This is a genomic window from Parapedobacter koreensis (genome assembly GCF_900109365.1).
Taxonomy (GTDB): Bacteria; Bacteroidota; Bacteroidia; order Sphingobacteriales; family Sphingobacteriaceae; genus Parapedobacter; species Parapedobacter koreensis.
Genome location: NZ_FNZR01000004.1, coordinates 225,868 through 244,710, shown reverse-complemented (window position 1 = coordinate 244,710; position 18,843 = coordinate 225,868). Strand labels below are relative to the sequence as shown.

At 47.4% G+C, this 18,843-nt stretch carries 16 protein-coding genes; 11 read left to right on the top strand and 5 right to left on the bottom strand.

Features of this window, described 5'->3' with window-relative positions; genetic code table 11:
* The first annotated feature begins 123 nt into the window (after positions 1-123).
* From BMW65_RS12400 to BMW65_RS12390, 3 genes are all read left to right on the top strand, one after another.
* Positions 124-423 (top strand): ArsR/SmtB family transcription factor, encoded by a 300-nt coding sequence (locus BMW65_RS12400; protein WP_090605801.1) that lies wholly within the window; start codon positions 124-126, stop codon positions 421-423.
* A 24-nt stretch (positions 424-447) separates the two neighbouring features.
* Positions 448-1,548, top strand: a complete 1,101-nt coding sequence (locus BMW65_RS12395) for an NADH:flavin oxidoreductase (protein WP_090605800.1) — start codon at positions 448-450, stop codon at positions 1,546-1,548.
* 93 nt (positions 1,549-1,641) lie between these two features.
* The gene (locus BMW65_RS12390) at positions 1,642-2,697 is read left to right on the top strand and encodes an NAD(P)-dependent alcohol dehydrogenase (protein ID WP_090605798.1); all 1,056 of its coding nucleotides are present in this window, start codon (positions 1,642-1,644) and stop codon (positions 2,695-2,697) included.
* A 260-nt stretch (positions 2,698-2,957) separates the two neighbouring features.
* Here BMW65_RS12390 and BMW65_RS12385 read toward each other — a convergent pair whose 3' ends face one another.
* Positions 2,958-3,539: a fatty acid desaturase family protein gene (locus tag BMW65_RS12385; RefSeq protein WP_245747627.1), complete on the bottom strand. Its 582-nt coding sequence runs from the start codon at positions 3,537-3,539 to the stop codon at positions 2,958-2,960.
* Positions 3,540-3,676: 137 nt separating this feature from the next.
* Entirely contained in the window at positions 3,677-3,817 is a 141-nt protein-coding gene (locus BMW65_RS23905) for a hypothetical protein (protein ID WP_177181108.1), read from the bottom strand.
* A gap of 382 nt (positions 3,818-4,199) precedes the next feature.
* Between BMW65_RS23905 and BMW65_RS12380 the strand changes: the two genes are divergently transcribed.
* From BMW65_RS12380 to BMW65_RS12360, 5 genes are all read left to right on the top strand, one after another.
* Positions 4,200-5,054, top strand: a complete 855-nt coding sequence (locus BMW65_RS12380; protein WP_090605797.1) for an NYN domain-containing protein — start codon at positions 4,200-4,202, stop codon at positions 5,052-5,054.
* A gap of 111 nt (positions 5,055-5,165) precedes the next feature.
* Positions 5,166-7,058: a serine hydrolase domain-containing protein gene (locus BMW65_RS12375; RefSeq protein WP_090605795.1), complete on the top strand. Its 1,893-nt coding sequence runs from the start codon at positions 5,166-5,168 to the stop codon at positions 7,056-7,058.
* Between the two features lie 147 nt (positions 7,059-7,205).
* The gene (locus BMW65_RS12370; RefSeq protein ID WP_177181107.1) at positions 7,206-8,225 is read left to right on the top strand and encodes a helix-turn-helix domain-containing protein; all 1,020 of its coding nucleotides are present in this window, start codon (positions 7,206-7,208) and stop codon (positions 8,223-8,225) included.
* A gap of 58 nt (positions 8,226-8,283) precedes the next feature.
* Positions 8,284-8,937, top strand: a complete 654-nt coding sequence (locus tag BMW65_RS12365; protein ID WP_143053875.1) for a hypothetical protein — start codon at positions 8,284-8,286, stop codon at positions 8,935-8,937.
* 72 nt (positions 8,938-9,009) lie between these two features.
* The gene (locus BMW65_RS12360; RefSeq protein ID WP_090605791.1) at positions 9,010-9,876 is read left to right on the top strand and encodes a hypothetical protein; all 867 of its coding nucleotides are present in this window, start codon (positions 9,010-9,012) and stop codon (positions 9,874-9,876) included.
* A gap of 556 nt (positions 9,877-10,432) precedes the next feature.
* Here BMW65_RS12360 and BMW65_RS12355 read toward each other — a convergent pair.
* Positions 10,433-11,632, bottom strand: coding sequence for a hypothetical protein (locus BMW65_RS12355; protein WP_090605789.1), 1,200 nt, complete (start codon positions 11,630-11,632; stop codon positions 10,433-10,435).
* A gap of 305 nt (positions 11,633-11,937) precedes the next feature.
* Between BMW65_RS12355 and BMW65_RS12350 the strand changes: the two genes are divergently transcribed.
* The 3 genes from BMW65_RS12350 (at position 11,938) to BMW65_RS12340 (ending at position 14,056) form a co-directional block, all read left to right on the top strand.
* Positions 11,938-13,050, top strand: a complete 1,113-nt coding sequence (locus BMW65_RS12350; protein ID WP_090605787.1) for a helix-turn-helix transcriptional regulator — start codon at positions 11,938-11,940, stop codon at positions 13,048-13,050.
* Positions 13,051-13,201: 151 nt separating this feature from the next.
* The gene (locus tag BMW65_RS12345) at positions 13,202-13,705 is read left to right on the top strand and encodes a MauE/DoxX family redox-associated membrane protein (protein ID WP_090605786.1); all 504 of its coding nucleotides are present in this window, start codon (positions 13,202-13,204) and stop codon (positions 13,703-13,705) included.
* A 54-nt stretch (positions 13,706-13,759) separates the two neighbouring features.
* The gene (locus tag BMW65_RS12340; protein ID WP_090605784.1) at positions 13,760-14,056 is read left to right on the top strand and encodes a hypothetical protein; all 297 of its coding nucleotides are present in this window, start codon (positions 13,760-13,762) and stop codon (positions 14,054-14,056) included.
* Between the two features lie 163 nt (positions 14,057-14,219).
* On the opposite strand, the gene BMW65_RS12335 is transcribed toward BMW65_RS12340, so the two are convergent.
* Positions 14,220-15,605: a RagB/SusD family nutrient uptake outer membrane protein gene (locus BMW65_RS12335; RefSeq protein ID WP_090605782.1), complete on the bottom strand. Its 1,386-nt coding sequence runs from the start codon at positions 15,603-15,605 to the stop codon at positions 14,220-14,222.
* A 7-nt stretch (positions 15,606-15,612) separates the two neighbouring features.
* Positions 15,613-18,840 carry a SusC/RagA family TonB-linked outer membrane protein gene (locus tag BMW65_RS12330; RefSeq protein ID WP_090605781.1) on the bottom strand — a complete coding sequence of 1,076 codons (3,228 nt, stop codon included), beginning with the start codon at positions 18,838-18,840 and terminating at the stop codon, positions 15,613-15,615.
* Between the last annotated feature and the right edge of the window lie 3 nt (positions 18,841-18,843).

Below are 18,843 nucleotides of genomic sequence, written 5' to 3'. Positions count from 1 at the left end.
CTACTAACGAAAAACGCAAGTTACAACGAATTGTTGAATTAATAAAGGCATCCATTTATCAGTTTGGTGTCATACTTGCGTTATTAATTGGTATATCGGGAAAAACCGATATATATTTGCTGTATGAGTGAATTGGAAATATTCAAGGCCCTCTCCAATCAGACGCGCCTGCAAATCTTATACTGGCTCAAAGAGCCGGACAAGCATTTCCCGCCGCAGGAACATTCCTTTACGGAAGTTGGCATTTGTGTAGGCCAAATCCAACAGAAGTGCGGACTGACACAATCTACCGTGTCGGAATACCTGGCCTTGCTGTTGAGGGCGGGATTGTTACAAGCGACGCGGATGGGTCAGTGGACCTATTACAAGCGCAATGAGGAGGCTTTCGAAGCCTTGGGCCATTTCGTTCAATCAACACTTTAATTATTGAAAGCAAAAAATTATCAGATGGACACTACAACACTTTTTAAGCCCTTTCAATTGAAATCGCTGAATCTCAAAAACCGAATTGTCATGGCGCCAATGACCCGCTCGTTTTCACCAAATGGGGTACCGACACCGGATGTTGCGCGGTACTATGCCAAGCGGGCCGCGGGGGAAGTCGGATTGATTTTGTCCGAAGGCACCGTTATTGACCGTCCCTCATCATCGGCCGATCCCAATATCCCGCATTTTTACGGCGAACAGTCACTGGCTGGCTGGCAACGGGTAATCGATCAGGTACATGCTGCCGGTGGCAGTATGGGGCCACAAATCTGGCACCAAGGCATCATAGAAAACCACCACTCAGGCTGGTTGCCCGCTACACCGTTTGAAGGACCATCGGAATTGAACAGGCCGGGCTTCGCCAATGGACGAGCCATGACGGAAGCTGACATCCATGACACCATCCGTGCCTTCGGTCGTGCAGCGGCAGACGCTAAGCGCCTGGGCTTCGACTGTGTCGAACTCCATGGTGCCCATGGCTATTTGATCGATCAGTTTTTCTGGGAAGGCACCAATAACCGGACAGACGGTTATGGCGGGAAAACGCTGGCCGAAAGAAGCCGATTTGCCATTGAGGTAATAAAAGAGGTGCGTAGACAGGTCGGGGATGATTTTACCATCATCTTGCGACTATCACAATGGAAACCTGCCGATTACACCGGAAAACTGGCAAAAACACCGCAAGAGATGGAAGCTTGGTTACAACCACTGGCCGATGCCGGGGTAGACATTTTCCATTGTTCGCAACGCCGTTTCTGGGAACCCGAATTTGAAGGTGCAGACCTCAACTTTGCTGGATGGGCAAAAAAGCTGACCGGAAAAGCAACCATCACCGTAGGATCTATCGGCCTCTCGGGAGAATTCCTTGCTGCTTTTCGTGGCGAAAGCTCGGTACCCAGCTCACTGGATGAGTTGCTGCGCCGCTTGGACAGGGGAGATTTTGACTTGGTTGGCGTCGGCAGGGCTATACTGGCCGACCCAAACTGGGTGCTCAAAATAAAATTGAATCGCACGGAAGAGTTGGTAGGCTTCGCCAAAGAAGCGCTTGCAGAATTGGTGTGACAGGTCTATGGTTTCAAAACTCACAAAATTATAAGTCGGCCCCAGTTGGATTTACATACAATATACCACTACATTTGTTAAAATTATTCAGCTATGACTACAAAGGAAATAAAAGCATTCGGCACGGAAACTGCCGAAGCGCCATTAAAACCATTGCATATCCAACGTAGAAACGTAACGCCACATGATGTTGAAATCGAAATCCTCTTCTGTGGCATCTGCCATTCCGACCTGCACACCGCACGGAATGAATGGCACGGCAGTGTCTACCCTGTGGTTCCCGGTCATGAAATCGTGGGCAGAATCGCCCGTGTGGGCGACCATGTTTCCAAGTTCAAGGTAGGTGACCTTGCCGCAGTGGGCTGCATGGTCGATTCCTGCAGGGAGTGCGAATCCTGTAAAGAAGGCTTGGAGCAATACTGTGAGGAAGGAAATATCCAGACCTACAACTCCCCCGACAAACACCTGAACACCCAAACTTATGGGGGTTATTCGGAAAGTATCGTGGTAGACGAGCATTTCGTACTACGCGTACCCGAAAACCTTGATTTGGCTGCTACAGCACCGTTGCTTTGTGCTGGTATTACCACGTATTCTCCCTTGCGGCATTGGAATGTAGGCCCTGGTAAAAAGGTGGGCATCGTGGGTATCGGCGGCTTGGGCCATATGGGTGTAAAACTTGCAAAAGCGATGGGAGCCCACGTGGTGGTCATCACCACATCGGCGTCCAAAACGGAAGACGCCAAACGGCTGGGGGCACATGAGGTAATCCTATCCAGCGATGCGGAGCAAATGAGTCAGCATGCCAGTAGTTTGCATTTCATCCTGGATTGCGTATCCGCCAGCCACGATATCAATGCTTACCTTAGCTTGCTCAAGCGCGACGGCACGCTTGCGCTTGTGGGCGCACCCGAACACCCACTTCCAGTGGCTGCATTCAGTCTCATTCCCTTTAGGAAGAATTTTGCGGGATCTACCATCGGCAGCATCAATGAAACGCAGGAAATGCTGGATTTTTGTGCCAAGCATGACATTACCGCCGATATTGAGCTCATCGATATTCACGAGGTCAATAATGCCTATGAACGCCTGCTGAAAGGCGATGTGCATTATCGTTTTGTAATTGACATGGCTTCGCTGAAAAATTAAACCCTAAAAGGTCAAGCCGTCATTTGCTGCCATTCCGTTCCAAGCCTGCTTGAGCACCTGACACGGCAACTGTTAGTTCGCACCAATCGCCGGCACTAACTTGTTTGCCCTCGGAAAATTGATGATGCGTAGCCACTTCAATAACAGGACAACGGGATATACTGGGTCAATCTCGTGCCGCGCCTACCGAAATTGACAGACGAAGGGTGTTTATGGTGTTGCGTGAGGTGTTTTTGAGTTTGAAATTGATGTAACCGTATTTATGTGCGAACCAGTTGACCACGGCCCCGTGGAAGGCCCCCATGGTAATGACGATGGGAAGCAGCAGGAACCACCAAAAGCTGGTAGCAAACACCAAAAAATGTAACATAGGCGACTACCCACAATGCCCTCGAAAGCGGAGAATTACCCCAGCGATCGAGCCGATCCCACTTAGGCAGGTTTTTCGTAAACCGCTTTTCCACCGGAACCCGTTTTCTGTCAATACCCAAGTAAATCATCCGGGTGCGCCACATCATAGCAAAGATATTCGATGAAAAATTAGGCGAGTGGGGATCCTGCTCGGTATCCGTATATGCGTGATGCATGCGATGCATGATCGCATAGGCCCGCGGACTCATATAGGAAGAACCCTGCGTGATGTATGAAAACAGGAAGAAAAATCGTTCCCAAAACCGGCTTATCGTAAATGAACCGTGCGCTGCATATCGATGCTGGAAAAAGGTTTGTGAAAATAAGGAGAGGTACCATACCCCTACGAAAAAAAGTAAAATAGCCATAATATTGGGCAGCGCCAGGTACGAAATGAGATAGGCCAGCGTACAGGACCATAGCCATGGCATCAACTGTTGGTCAAACCGGGAGCGAACACCGGTTTGCCTATACCATGTATCGTTACCGACCAGGCTGAGGTGTCCCTTGGATAGGTAGGTGACTCCAGGAATTCCAAGCTTTCAAACGCCACGTCCTTAGCTGCATATTAATTGATGAACTCCGCTGCTTTCAGATACGCGCTATGGTCTTCTTGGTCAATGATAAACTTCACTTCCGAAGAATATGTATAGGTACACTCGGGATCGTTGATGGCTACGACAAAATTATGGGATACACCAGAGCCCATACAAATCCTTGATGGATTCGAAGAGGTGCTGTATAAATGACCCGATGCCGCACTGACGTGGCGCATAGGCACCTATAAATGCAATTTTCATGACTGTTTTTTTAATTAATGGAAAAACTTGAGCGGATCCTCGCCCTCCTTGGGTAGCTCATGGTGGTTACATTGTGTAGAAGTTTCTAAATGTACTCATTTTTCGCCAGATGTGTTGTATTTCATTTTAAATACCCTAACTTACCAAAAATTAAAATTTAGGACCATGGCAAAAGACAAAGGAGCAAAGAAGGAGAGTGGTAAAAAGGCCGCTGTAAAGACCCTCAAGGAAAAACGGGCGGACAAAAAGGTAAAACAGGCAGAGAAAAGCAGGAAAGACTAATTCTATTGTATGGCACAATCGGGAGATTTAAAAATAGCTGTACTGATCGATGCTGATAACGTGTCGAGTTCCACGATTGAGAGCATCCTGGATGAAGTGAAACGGTACGGCATCCCTTCGATCAAACGCATCTATGCCGATTGGACAAAATCGCACGTATCGGGCTGGAAAGAACCGCTGCTTACGCACGCCATTACACCGATACAGCAGTATAGCTATACAAGCGGTAAGAATTCATCCGACTCCGCACTCATCATTGATGCCATGGATATCTTGCATGGTCATCAGGTAGATGGATTTACCATTGTTTCAAGTGACAGCGACTTTACACGATTGGCAATACGGCTCCGGGAGTCCGGGAAAATGGTAATCGGGGTAGGTGAAAAAAAGACACCCAAACCATTTATTGCTGCCTGCGACAAATTTATATACATCGAGATTTTAAGCAAGGAAACTGCTGCCTTGTCGCAACCCAAAGAAAAAACACCCCCTGAAATAGTCGGTACAGCGGATAAGCTCCCCAAACGGGCAGCCCGGGATGCGAAAACGTTCGATCCAATCGACCGCGAAACAGTTGATCTGCTGAGAGCGACGGTTAACGATGTGGCCGACGAGGGAGGGTGGGCCCCACTTTCTGCAATAGGTGGACTGATCGGCAAGCGGAAGCCCGATTTCGACCCCCGCGTCTACGGATTCTCGAAACTTACACCGTTATTCAAATCGTTGGACAAATATTTCGAAGTAGAGGAAAAATCCACGGAGAAAACAAAAATAAAGCACGTTTATATCAAGATCCGAGAAGCTCGGAAAGCAGTGCGAAAAAAGCCCACCAGACAAAGATTGCACCCTGATGGTGCGATATAACCACATCTCACTACTAGTTTTTCATTGAACCATTGCATTTTTTTAGTTCGGTTGGATAACAGCGAACCAAAGTAGAACGGAACGTATTTACTTTGACAAAAAATAGCGGCAATGAACAAGCATATAAGATCATTTTTAATCCTATTTTTCACGGCATTATTATGCAATAGGACAAACGCTCAACTGCAACATGACGATTCTCCGACACCAGAAATAGACCAATTGCTCAAAAAAATCGACGCAGTTCTGCAGAAAGAACACATACCCGGATTGATGATTTCTATCGTAAAGCAGGACAGCATCTTGTTTTCGGGAGGATTGGGATATGCCGATTTAGAACAAAAAATAAAAGTCGACCACACAACACAATTTCACCTGGCATCCATTACAAAATTCTTTGTAGCAATGGGTATCCAAAAATTGATAGCAGCGGGTAAATTAAACCTTAATGACCGCTTGCAGGCAATCGCACCCGAGCTCCCCTTTACGAACAAATGGGAGCCCATGCACCCTGTAAGGCTTGTTCATTTATTAGAACACACCGCCGGGTTCGAGGATATTCAATTGAATAAGATGGTAAATACCACAGGAAAACCACTAAAAGGGATAGACGGAGTAAAAGCGGTGGAAAGCTCACTTAATTCCCGCTGGAAGCCCGGCGAAATGATGTCCTATTCAAATCCGGGATATAATGTTTTAGGATACGTAATAGAGAACGTATCGGGCGTCCCTTGGGATAGCTATATAAATCAAGTACTGTTTAAACCATTGGGGATGGATAACACACGATTTGATCTAAACGGTGAAAAACTTCCGTCGTATGCCAGAGGTTATCACTTTAGCGACGGGAATTATACACTTCTTCCCCTTTATGGCCCAAGTGGCAACGGAGCTTCTGGATCGGTGGTGTCGAATGCAACAGATATGGCTAAATTCATGCATTACCTCCTAAATGCTGGCACAAACAGCAGCGTTGATTTACTCAATGAAAATGATATTTCAGAGATGGAAAAAGTCCATAGCACATTAGCTGGTCAGCATGGATTACAGACGGGATATGCGTTGGGCAACGACTTATTTCCGAACAATAAAAAAATAACATTCAGGGGACACAATGGCAAGGGCGAAGGTTTTGTCTCCTGGCTATTTTTTAACCGGCAAGCCGGCTTGGCATATACGATTTCCGCCAATTGCAACACAAATCTTTGGCCTGTCTCCCAGCTTATTGAAGATTTTTTAACTAAGGATATCGACTTTCCAACAATGAATAGTGTACTGATAGATCAGTCAAAAATAGTACCCATGCTGGGGTATTACCAATTTATGAATCCCAAAAATGAAAAATGGGAATTTTTCAAGCGAATATTCGGCGGGATCAACCTCTTGGCTATTGACAGCGACAAACTGATCGTTGACAAGGGAAACGGACAGCGAGACTCCTTAATACATATAGGAAATGGTATTTTTCGATTGAAAGGAAATATCATCCCCTCACTTATTATTGGCAATGATAACGAGGGACGTCCTTTCTTTCAAGGATACGGAAATGGTTTTTATAGTAAAACGTCGTATGGACCGATCTTGTTCCAAAAGATTCTTATTTATCTTGGTCTGCTCGCCGCTCTGCTGTCGATTATCTGCACCATCGTAGGGATTCCGTTAGTCCTGTTCAGAAAAATAAAAGCAATAGACCTCAGCATCATAGGCTTGCCAGCCATCGGAACGATATGTTTCTCGCTAGCCTATCGCAAAATGGGGCTGACTGATGCGGCGAATAAAGAACTGTTCACTACGCTGAATACAACAAGTTTTTCCATTTTTGCAGGTATGCTTTTTTTCGGGATGAGTGTTGTGATCGGCGCCTATTTATTGTACAAACGCTGGCCGCAAATACGTAAAAAATGGATAAAGTTTTTCTTGGCTTTCAATATCCTGTTCTTGTTTTATTTGGTGGTGTTATTTTCAATACACGGCTGGATCGGGATCCCTATCTGGGACATGTAATTGATAACTTTCACGCAAATATCCTAAATTTACGGAAATAGTCCGAAGTATCTGATGTCAGAAATAAATACCTTAGCTGCTTTCTATGCCTTTTCAGGTGGAGCATTATGGCTATTAGGATCCCTGCTTTTTATTGGGTTCGATAACGTGAATACCCAAGCCAACCGATGGCTTGGGGCATTCTATTTTATCCTTGCATGCGCTTTTACCCAGCTTTTCCTGGAAGGATTTGGAATTGGTGGGAGTTTCCTTATCCATCTACTTGAGCTGCCAAGATGGGCTATGCTCCCTTGCCTTTATATGGCGGTAAACCATTACGCATCGCCTTCTTTACCCAAAAAGGATTGGCTTCTCCATTTCGTGCCTTTCCTGCTTTTCCTGCTGTTTTCGCTGGTCTACTTAATGCCAAATCTCTTTAATGAGCAAAATTATCTACCGATATTACCTCCCTGGATAGGATTTATCGTCCGGTATTTTTTCTTTGGTCAGACGGTTTATTATTGGATCGTTTGTTTTTCGCTGCTCCGTCGTCATCAAAAAAACTTAAAAATGGTGGCTTCGTTTACTGAAAAAATCGACCTGGAATGGCTAAAATATCTATTGATTTCCGTATTATTCTTGATGCTTATCCGTATACTGAGTATATCCAACATTCACGTAACTTATTATTCCCCTATCCTCTATTTTTTGGGGATAATCCTTTTGGCCTATTCAACACTAACTCAAAAATCGATTTATGCCACCGAAACCTATCACCCAGCGGAAAAAGACGGAATAGCACCCAAAAAGGTACTGAATGAACGGCTTACCCTTGAACAAGTTGAAGCACTAAACGATATAGTCATGCGAAAAACAGCTGGCGAAAAACTATATCTCGACCCAAGCCTGACACTTTCGGTACTTTCAGATAAAATAGGCATCAGCACACATGAACTATCCTACGTCCTTAATAATGGACTGGGTAAGAACTTTTATCAGTTTATCAACGAGTTGCGGACCGAGGAAGCAAAATCACTGCTATTATCGGAGGACACCAAGCATTTAGATATGTTCGGTGTTGCTATCAGAGCTGGCTTCAACTCCAAAACTACCTTTTATACCACCTTTAAAAAAGCAACTAATCTCACTCCCAAAGAATATATTAAAGCAAATTCAGCGGCTACATGACCGCAATGCTGTTCATTTGCATCCATCCGAACTTCTTCCAATCGCTAATGGGTTATCATTGCATCAAAAAAAAATAATTATGAAAACAATGAACTCATTCAAGTCGGCAATTTTATTGGTAAGCGCATTTCTTGCAACGAACTGTTTTGCACAAGGAGATAGCCGACAATCTAAAACGGTACCGCTGGAAAAGTTCGCTGGATATTACCAGTTTCCCAGTAAAGCAGGTTTTATTCAGTTTGAACCGAAAGACAATGCACTTCTTGCCAAACAATTATGGGATAACAAAGAATATCAGCTCATCCAAATCAATGAAACAAACTTCGAATCAAAAGAGGAAGGTCACAAAATCGAATTCCTAAAAGACAATTCCGGTCAGTTTACCCATGCTAAACTGTTGGGAAGAATCATGACGACAAAAGTTGCATTTAACCCTAAAGTAACCAAACAGTTATCGGCAGCACAGCTTAAAAAGCTCGAAGGAACTTATAGCTTAACGGATGACAATAGCCTCCAGATCGATATCCGATCTTCAGCAAACGGATTGACACTAAAACAGCTATGGGACAATAAAGAGATTGCCTTTACGCCCCGATCGGAAACTTTTTTTCTAAATGATGACGGTACGTTCCCGCTGACATTTTTATTGAGCGAAGGAGAAGCCGTGCAGGTCACCTGTTTTGAGGATGATGTATGGCACAAAGCAAACTAGATGGTGATGAGGAGCATGCAAAAGTTCGCTAACCGATATTTTTTCATTTGGTGTACGCTAGTCTTTTGGGCAATGGACGGGAGGGCACAGCAAGTGGCAGACGAAAACTTTACCTATCCGGTTTCAGCCCCCATGTACAAGGTAGGAAGCGGTCCCCTAATCGTATTTGATGAAGCGCATAATAATGCGTCGACATTGAGGGGAGCCTATGCTGCTTTTGGTAAACTGCTCGCAAGCGACGGCTATAATGTAGTAAGCAGCAAAGAAAAAGTAAATTATGAGCTTTTACAAAAGGTCAGTATCTACGTAACCGTGAATGCGATGTATGATATGGAAGACTGGGATTTGCCAGCGCGATCGGCCTTTTCCCAAGGCGAAATAAATGACCTCTCCAATTGGGTGGCCGATGGAGGGAGTTTATTTCTTGTAACGGATCATATGCCCTGCGGTGCTGCTGTCAATGAACTGGCAGGAAGATTTGGAATCAACGTAATGAATGGCTTTGCTATTCGGAAGGATGGCCGACCAGAGGTATTCTCAAAAGAAAAAAAGACACTTATGTCAAATGAGATTACCAGCCTTCCCGGCAAAGCGATCGATAGCATCATGTGTTGGGGCGGAACGGGATTTATCGTTCCGCCCCATGCCCATGTTATTTCCGTACTGGGCGACGACTACCGGATCTACCTGCCCAGCCATGTTTCCCAAATAAAAAAAAGGTTGTCAGATACGATTCCCTATATTTCCGGAAGCGGATTAGTGAATGGCGCATATTTAGAATTTGGTAAGGGCCGAATTGTCCTATTTGGAGATGGGGCACCTTTTTCAGCACAGCTTCAAGGTGTCAAAAGTGAGAAAAGGGGTATGAATCATCCCGGAGCGACACAGAATGCCCAATTTCTGTTCAATATTATACACTGGTTGGACAGGAAATTATAAATCCAACTTGTAGCTTGCCCCGCACTCGATAGCCGCAGCCATCCATGGAGGGGGCTCAACCGAAGAAGCCGGCACTTCGTGTCTAAATAAAAACGCCCCCTCGCCTAAGGCGAGAGGGCTTCTTTTGTTGGTCGGGGTGGCAGGACGATTCCACAACTCCGCAAATAGCTATCAATCAAATAATTGAAAATCCTTTTGAAGAACCGCTCACCTTTTTGCTCACATATAGTTTGCTCGGTGATAGTATAAAGATAAGCATTTAAACCAATAAAAGGAAACAATTGCCCACAAATTTTATTGGCTGTCGAAAGAAAAAAACGCCTAATTGACACGCCAAAATTCACCGTAAAAGCAGCGCCCGATAGGGCAAGAGCCTGCGCGGAGCGAGGCAGGCCGCAAATGTGCGGGGGCCGATTTCCGGCAGTATCCCCATGCACCATACCGAAGCAGACGATTGGCCGCCGTGGGGCGGCAGCGAGATGTATTTGCAACCCCGGACAACGGAACAGTCCCACGGTTGACCGCAAAACTTCCGATAAACCGCCACACGGGGAAGTCATCTTACCTTGGCAAGATACTTATAGATGTAATCCGCACTTTCGGGCGTTATTCCGGCAATCGGGCCAACCTCGTCCGCAAAGCGGAGCAGGGAGCCGCAGCCCGCCTTGACGAACAGCTTGCGCAACCCCGCATCACCCGAAATGTCGTAAGCAAGAAATGCGTCCATCCTGTCCACCATCAGGTGCTTCCTGTCCATGCGCTGCCAGTCGGTGAGTTCCGCAAGCCTACGGCCCTCCGGTGTGCCGTCATTGGTGAGGAAAAGGAACGTACGTACAATCCACTTTCCGTCATGGGGCGTGATGACGAAATAGCCCACCTTGTGTTTGCCGATGTAACATTCCAGCAGGGAACGGCCCCCGAAGAACTGGAAGCGCGGCGTACCGTGCGCAAATAGATTGGTTAGGAACGCCTGTACGTATCCCGATGGGAAAGAGGTGCGTTCCTCGAATCGGTTGAGCGCATGCTGCTGCGCATAGAGCGGCATTGCCACGCTGTCGTCCATATCTTCAAAACCCAATTCGCTCGGCCGGAGCAACGGCCAGTCGAACACCTTTATTTCTTTTTGGCTCGGTACGCCAAGTTTGGCTATTACCCGTTTCTTGCCGTCTATGTCCTGTAACATGGTTTGGTGGCCCACCCGGTACACCCTTATCACGTTCCGTCCTCCGGGGTTGACGATGGCCATTCCATCGGCGCGGCTCCTGACAGTGCCACGGTAAAAGTCATATAGCTGTATGTCTGCAACGCCCATCAGCCGCAATGCCTCGTCTTTCCACCGTCCGTACCAACCGCCGTCCGTGAAATAAGGGGCGAAGGCCCGCATCAGTGGGGATGACCCCCTGAACCTGTCGGCTATGCCGTACTGGATGTGGTGGATGAGTACAAGTGCATCGGTGAGGAAACGGGTATAGCTGATACGCTCGCCCGTCAATGTTTCCACGTACCTGTTGGAAAACAGTTCCACCAGCGACCGCCTGTATTTCACTGCTTCCCCGTCCGTCATCACCCGCTTGCCGTCCAATACCACTTTGATGGGCGGGTATCGGTTGGCGAACATAAGCCGCAGGCTGCTTTCGGGGAACAGTTCAAAGTAACCCCCGCCCACCATCTTCGCGCAGATGGTGCGGATGCGTGCGTAGAACGCTTTGCGCTGCATCGCCTTTGTGTCCGGCTTTTTCCTCGCTTTCCTTTTCATGGCCCGGTGAACGTTTCTGAATACGGATGGGCTGCTTGGGACAGGCGGGTAGTGTATCGGCATGAATCAAAACGTGGGGTGCGTGCTTTCCTGTCCCGCGTGCGTCTGCATGTTCGTAAAAGCAAATTTACGCATTTACTGCATGAAAAGAATGGTATGCGCCCGCTTTCCCGTGATAAATAACCCACCGATATGGGCAAATCGGTAACAAAAACAAGATTTTTACATAAGGATTGTAACGGATTTAACCCGGTTGCCGTATTATATTTGTACGTTGGGAATGGCTACCGCGGTGAAAAACCATTATGATGACAGACAATCGGGCACACATTCCGTTGGGTGATGCGCCCATTCCTATTTCTGACTTTTCACCACTGGACTGTTTCGGCAGCAAGCCGCGCCTACTATTTTGTTATTTCCAAATTGGAAAGGGGGAAGATATGGAGCCACCGCTTAGGTTGGAAATGGAAAAAAGCGTAAAGGATGCCATTACGGAAGTATGGGTACGGCCGCCGCGCTGCAAGTATCCGGTGGTGGGCCTGCCCTGGCATATCATACCGTATCCCGATTGCGAAATCACGAGGCAGCAAATCGGCAATGTGGGTGCACACATACAGCTTGGGGAATTATGGGCCACCAAGACGGTAGCACTCAAATTCACGGTGCTGCGGCCTGCGCTTTTTATGGTCTTTATACTTGACGGCTCCCTCACGTTCCGCAACAGGTACGGGCGCATCGTGTCCCGTGCAAAGGCCCGCACATTTTACATGACCTATAATTACCCCCTCTCGTTCACTTTTACGGTGGCCAAGGGCAAGCATGCCATCATGGTGGTGGCCATTGACGGGGACTGGATACTGCGGAGCCGCAGCCAGCTCCCCGAATTACATGGGATGCTGGATAGCTGGCAAAAGGAAAAAAAAGAGGAAATCGTGCTGCCCCACCTACCCCTCGTCCATCAGGTAAAAAGTCTTCTCTTGCAGGTCCGTAATGAAATTGTGGATTCGCTGGACGACGGTATCCGTGTACTCATACACCTTAAAGCGTGTATCATGACATACCATTCCATGCTCGCGGCCAAACGGCGGGCAACCCGAAGGGAGAAAACCGGGCAGGTATGGGCCATACGGAGGTATGTCTACCGACACCACCGGGATAGGGAGAAATGCACGGCATCCATGATTGCCGCAGGTACGGGGTTACCCGTTTGGCGTGTGCATGAACTGATAAAGGAACACTTTGGCACGAAGCCATACGGATACCTGCTGAAAATCCGTATGCAACGCGCAAAACACCTGCTGAAAAACACTGGAAATAAAGTATATGAAGTCGCCCTTGAAGTTGGCTATTCGGATGCGTCCAGCTTCATACACGCATTCAGGAAATACCACGGCACCCCGCCAAAGGGCTTGGCGTAAAGCCTGCGAACGGTACAAATCAGGCATATTTCCCTGAAAAGTTGTTCAAAACAAAGGTGAAATTTTCAAATTTCCCTGACGACCTCGGTTTTGAACAATTTTTTGCTGCTTTCGGGACGTAATTTTACACGACCGAATTACTGGAAAGAACATGAAAGCGGCAATCACATATCACAAGGGCAGGGCTGGCATTAAGCAGGACACCATATTGATGGTTGTCACCCTTGCCCTTCTTGCATTATGGATACCTGTAGTGGCCTATAAGGGGTTTTTCTTTGAGGCGTTCAGGAATGGGATGCTACAGCACTCATTTCCCGACTGGATTGGCCATATCCTTGCTTGGTCGCTGCCAGCATTGGAACTGGCGGCAATCATCCTGCTGGTGGTGCCGAAAACACACCGCTTTGGGTTGTGGCTATCGGCGATGCTCCTGTTAGGTTATACGGTTTATGTGGCGCTTGGTGTGATGACCGATTTGGTGACCTTTAACTGCTATTGCTCAAAACTTATTACTGCAATGTCGTGGTGGGGGCACTTTTGGTTCAACCTGACATTGCTCACCATCAGCATAGTGGGTATAATACTTATAGAGAAAGAAAAAAATCGAGGTGGTAAGACCAAGGGTCATGCCATCAAGGGCGGGTCGGCCAAATGACCGATAGTGCTATAACAAATATAAAAAATTGGTACACATTAAAAACACAAAATTATGACTACCAAACAAAAGAAAGTGGTTCCCTTCGCGGCGATGTTATTCGCGTTGGTGGCCATGTCGTTCCAAGTCGTAGCCTTGCAGCAACCGCAATGGTATCTCTTAGGGCCAGTGTTATCCAACGGCGACCAAGCTATCGCTGGCCAGATAGGAGCACCAAGTGAGGGGGGATGCTTGACAACGCCACAACCCGTACGCTGCGCTGTTCAGCATGAGGATGGGGATGTTTATGATTTCTTGAGTGAAATCCCCCCGGCAAGCATTGACGCTAATGCTTGGCGTACGAGTGATTGAATGGTTAAATAGTTAATTTAAGTGAATTTTGCTAACTTAATGCAACTGTTTTCCAAGACTTCTCAAAGTAAAGGATAGCAAAACAATCGCGACTGCTCTCTCCGTGGTTTTCCCAAACCCCGGCATCTACTAATCCGTCATTGTTTTGCTATCCTTTTTTGCCTTACCTTTCGTTCTGCACGAGACCGCCCAACCTTACTACATCAGGCGGGATGGGCAATACCCATTTCTGACTACCGATAGGTAAATTGTACTCCGTTCCATCCAAATTCCGCATCAATGGTTTTGCAAGGTTTGGGTTTTGACCAAAGCGCTTCAAATCGTGCCAACGCCGCCCACGGTAAACCAATTCCTTGCGCCTTTCCGACAATACAAGTTGCAGCAATTCGCTTTGACTTATGTCGCTGTCTATGCGTTCTAAATATCCCGCCGCTATCCGATGCGACAAAAGGTTATTTAAGTCGGAGACTGCATCGTTGATTTCACCACGGCGGGTATTGCACTCGGCGCGTACCAATATGATTTCGGGCGTTGTAATTCCATTGAACATAATAACATCATTCCCACTGTATCCAGGTTTGATGGTAATGCGGTCATTGTTGGGGATGAAAAACGCTTGTTTTCGCAAATCATGCTCGTGGTAGGAAGCATATAAAGTGCTGTCCACCTCCAAATTTGCGGCCATCAATACGGCGGCGAAGCGCATTTCCGAATAAAAGATTATTTCCTGATTGTTCCAAGTATGCTGCGCAAACGGGGTGTTTGACGATACATCAATATCATTGTAGTCCAATATTTCCGGGGCTATCCTAAATGCCGCATCGGCGTAGGTATAAGCAGACTGGTAATCCCCCATTTGGAGATGCACATTGGCCAGCATAGCCAATGCTGCCACGCGGTTGGGGCGAAGGCTGTAAAATATTTGGCTTGGCAGTAGACGCTCGGCATTTTCCAAGTCACTTAGGATTTGTCCATAGGTGGCTTCTAAACTGGCACGCTGGTACTCAACGTTGACGTTTGAAGTCGTCCTAAGCGGCAATCCCAAATCACCGCTGGCCGTGGACGGGTCGTATTGCTTGCAGAACACCTGCGCCAGTTGGTAGAGGTTAACCGCCCTGAAAAAATGTGCCGCGCCAAGTACTTCATCCCGAAGCGCCTTGTTGGCGGTTGTTTCATCAATGTCGCCCACCCCCTCAAACACGAAATTGGCATAGAGGATGCGTTCATAGGCACGGTTCCAGTCGCCGCTTGTTTCCTCTTGAAATATGTTATCTGCCCACACGTAGGCGTTCTTTTGTACCGGGTCTGCCAATCCGTTCCACCGCTGGGCAGACACGAAATAATCATCACCGCTTACTTCGCCCAACACGGTCTGTTCATAATTCATCTGATGATGCTCAAATATAGAGCGGTAGTCCTCCAATGTAACGGGAATAACCTGCGATTTATCCCTTTTGATGTCCAAAAATTCCTTCATGCACGAAGTCGCCAGCATTATAGTGGCGGCCATTGAAATTGCTGTATATACTTTGAAGTTGAATGTTTTCATAACTTGTCTATAATTGAATCTGCAAACCAAAAGATACCTGTATGGGTCGGGGATACAGGGCACTTACTCCGGGGTCAACATCGTAATCGGTGTGCTTCCAAAGCAGTCCCAAGTTACTCGCGAACGCGTATATCCTGACCTGTGAAAGACCGATATGGCGCGAATAACTGTCCGGCAATTGGTAGGATAGGTTTACATCCTGTAACCGTATATGGTCACCCCTTTCAAGCGTTGCCTCACTCCAAAGGTAGGCTTGGTCACGCCTTGCATTCGTACTCTCCGGCATGGATGGCACATCGGTGGTCAGTTCATCGCCGGGTTGTTGCCACCTGTCCAAGTAATCCATATGCATGACTTTTGAGGTGCCAAAAAGGTTGGCGTAACTAATGCTTCCCCGCCTGAACCTATGCCCGGCCTTCCATACGATGTTGACACTTGCAGAAAGTGAACGCCAAGTGAAGGTATTACGGATTGCCCCGAAATAGGGGGGCATGGTAACCCCTGCTCTGATTACGCCCTCTTGGGTCAAATCATTGAAATAAGTGTTGTAATCAGTACCCAACTCACCGTTTACCATCACCAGCGGCGCACCTGTTCCGTCCAAACCATGCCAAGGAAGTGAATAAAGCTGGTCTATCGCATTGCCTACAATCAACGGGGCCGCAACTACGGTGAGCAAATCTACCCCCATTGGTGTCCGCAAATTGTTGTAGTTCATCACGGTGTTCCGTACCTTGCTGAACAATGCTGTGGTCTGCCATTTAAGGCCACGGTCAACGTTCACGGTGTTCACTTCGATGTCAATGCCCTTCGTGTTCAAATCGGCGTAATTCCGTTGGTTGTCCAAATTGTATAATGTACCGGATAGCGGAGAAATCCCCGTGGTGGGGTCGAATACGTCCGAGCCTATCAGATTTGAACTGTTCTTGTTGTACCAATCCACACTGCCCGAAATGCGCCTATCAAAAAGCGAGAAATCCAAACCGATGTTGAGCGTGTTCACCTGTTCCCAACTTAGGTCGGGATTGCCCACACTCCGCAATATGCCGTATGGCAACCCCGTATAGGCATTGGTGCCTCCATAGGTGATAAAGGGAAGCGAGGAAAGCGACCTAACGGCGTTGCCGTTGGAGCCGTACGTAAGGCGCAACTTGGCGAGGTTCACCCAATCTACGTTAAAAAAAGGTTCATCGCTGGCATTCCATGCGCCACCGATTGACCATAAAGGCACCCCTTTTTGGTTGAAGTCAACCCCGAAAATATTTGAAGCATCCCACCTCGTGCTACCTGATAGAATATATTTGCCATCAAACGTGTAGGCAAAGTTTGCATAATACGACACGAACCTATCCGTAATATGGCGGCCGGGTGAATTGTCGTAGGGTATCCGCGCGGATAGTCGTGGCCTCGTAGGAAAAGAGGTATCGAAATTCAGGTTGGTGGCATACGATAGCACCTCGTCATTATACCCGTAGAGCCTTGAAGTTCCGCGGCTGATACTGCGCTCCTGCCTTAACTCCAAACCAGCCACCCCGTTGAGTTCATGCCTATCGGCCCAATCGCCATTGTAATCCAGTTGGAAACGTCCATAATGGGAAGAAAAGTCGCCCCCTGACCTGTCCAATATGCCACCCAAAGGCACCCGCCTTGTTCCGTTTTCATCGGTGAAACGGTTTATTGCGTGACGGGCATAGTAACTTTCCTGTGGATAATGCTGCCTTGCTTGTTCACCAATGTTTTGGTACTGGTAACGGACTTCGGCACGCAATCCCCGGTACAATTGGTAACCCACCGAAGTGTTGACCCTGATTTCATTTGTATTGGATGTATTATCATTCAAACGGAGTTCATCGAGTGGCCGATAGTGCCAGTCAAGCAACCCCATTTCCAGCGCCGCGTCCGTATAGCTAAATCTATTGTTCCTGACGATGGGTAGTGCATTACCGTTCTCATCGGCAAGCCTTGCATACACATAGGGATTATTAAACCCTATCGGCGTCAAATCCATTAAACCGATACCGTTGCTCGTTGAACGACCCTGCACATAGTTTAACGATGTGCTTATATTGAGTTTCGGTATTGGCTGGAAGTCGTTTTTGGCCATCAGTGTTATTCGCTCATATCCATTGCCTATTAGGTTACTGGCATTGTTATCGAATCCCGCCGATAGGTAATATTGGTGCCATTCAGCGCCGCCGTTGATGTTCATGGCGTATTGCTGGTTTAAACCTTGACGGTAGAGGTGCCTTACTGCTTCATCCCGGATGTCATACCGTTTAAGTACTTCCAATTGAGCGTTTGCCGTGGCTTCGTCTATCCGTTCTTCCGCAAGTGCATGGAGTATTTCAACAGCAGGGGTGTATGCCGTCCAATCGTTCCTTGTGTACAGTCCACGTTCATATAAGGTATGCTCCAACTCCACTGTTTCGGCTGGGGAAAGGTAATCCCTTGAATAGTACAAATCCGGTCTTTGGGTGATGCTCACGTTAGTGTTGAAATTGATGGTCGGTCTGCGCGATATTGCCCCGCTCTTGGTGGTGATGACTATCACCCCATTTCCGGCCCGTGCGCCCCAAATAGAGGCCGCGGCAGCATCCTTCAAAACCGTGATGCTCTCCACATCGTTGGGGTTGATGTTGTTGATGTCGCCCTCATAGGGGAAATTGTCTACCACGATAAGTGGCTCGGTTTCGCCACGGATTGTACTCAAACCTCTTATGCGAAGGTTAGGTGTGGATGACGGCGCACCTCTTGTGGCTGGCAGTTCAAATGCAAGGCCATTGGTCACACCTTCCAAGCGGCTCACCAAATCGGTACTGACGCTCCGGTTGAACAGGTCGTTGCCTATTTGGGTAAAGCTGCCCGTTGCCCTTTCTCTTGGCAGCGACTGGTAGCCTGTATTTACCACTACTTCATCGATTTGCTTCACCACTTCTTCCAAATACACATCAATGGGACTTTGCACTATGCTTGCTACCGGGATTTCTTTACTCGCATGCCCGATGAAGGAAATGGCCAATGTGTCACTGTCCGTCAAGTTGCGGAATATGAAGCTACCGCTTTGGCCAGAAACGATTGACCTACCAGTGGACTTGCTGACGATGCTCGCGCCTTGGATTGCCTGTTTCGTGTCATTGGAGTAGACCGTACCTGTGACGGTTCTTTGGGCTTGGGGATACGCCGCCAATTGGATAAGTATAAAAGTTAGTATGGTTAGGGATTTTATGACTTTCATTGT

Excerpts from the sequence above, each read along its gene's own strand:
- BMW65_RS12330 (WP_090605781.1), bottom strand. The coding sequence starts at position 18,840 with ATGAAAGTCATAAAATCCCTAACCATACTAACTTTTATACTTATCCAA.
- BMW65_RS23905 (WP_177181108.1), bottom strand. The coding sequence starts at position 3,817 with ATGGGCTCTGGTGTATCCCATAATTTTGTCGTAGCCATCAACGATCCC.
- BMW65_RS12345 (WP_090605786.1), top strand. The coding sequence starts at position 13,202 with ATGAAAGCGGCAATCACATATCACAAGGGCAGGGCTGGCATTAAGCAG.
- BMW65_RS12390 (WP_090605798.1), top strand. The coding sequence starts at position 1,642 with ATGACTACAAAGGAAATAAAAGCATTCGGCACGGAAACTGCCGAAGCG.
- BMW65_RS12335 (WP_090605782.1), bottom strand. The coding sequence starts at position 15,605 with ATGAAAACATTCAACTTCAAAGTATATACAGCAATTTCAATGGCCGCC.
- BMW65_RS12355 (WP_090605789.1), bottom strand. The coding sequence starts at position 11,632 with ATGAAAAGGAAAGCGAGGAAAAAGCCGGACACAAAGGCGATGCAGCGC.
- BMW65_RS12340 (WP_090605784.1), top strand. The coding sequence starts at position 13,760 with ATGACTACCAAACAAAAGAAAGTGGTTCCCTTCGCGGCGATGTTATTC.
- BMW65_RS12375 (WP_090605795.1), top strand. The coding sequence starts at position 5,166 with ATGAACAAGCATATAAGATCATTTTTAATCCTATTTTTCACGGCATTA.
- BMW65_RS12380 (WP_090605797.1), top strand. The coding sequence starts at position 4,200 with ATGGCACAATCGGGAGATTTAAAAATAGCTGTACTGATCGATGCTGAT.
- BMW65_RS12400 (WP_090605801.1), top strand. The coding sequence starts at position 124 with ATGAGTGAATTGGAAATATTCAAGGCCCTCTCCAATCAGACGCGCCTG.
- BMW65_RS12385 (WP_245747627.1), bottom strand. The coding sequence starts at position 3,539 with ATGCCATGGCTATGGTCCTGTACGCTGGCCTATCTCATTTCGTACCTG.
- BMW65_RS12395 (WP_090605800.1), top strand. The coding sequence starts at position 448 with ATGGACACTACAACACTTTTTAAGCCCTTTCAATTGAAATCGCTGAAT.
- BMW65_RS12350 (WP_090605787.1), top strand. The coding sequence starts at position 11,938 with ATGATGACAGACAATCGGGCACACATTCCGTTGGGTGATGCGCCCATT.
- BMW65_RS12360 (WP_090605791.1), top strand. The coding sequence starts at position 9,010 with ATGGACGGGAGGGCACAGCAAGTGGCAGACGAAAACTTTACCTATCCG.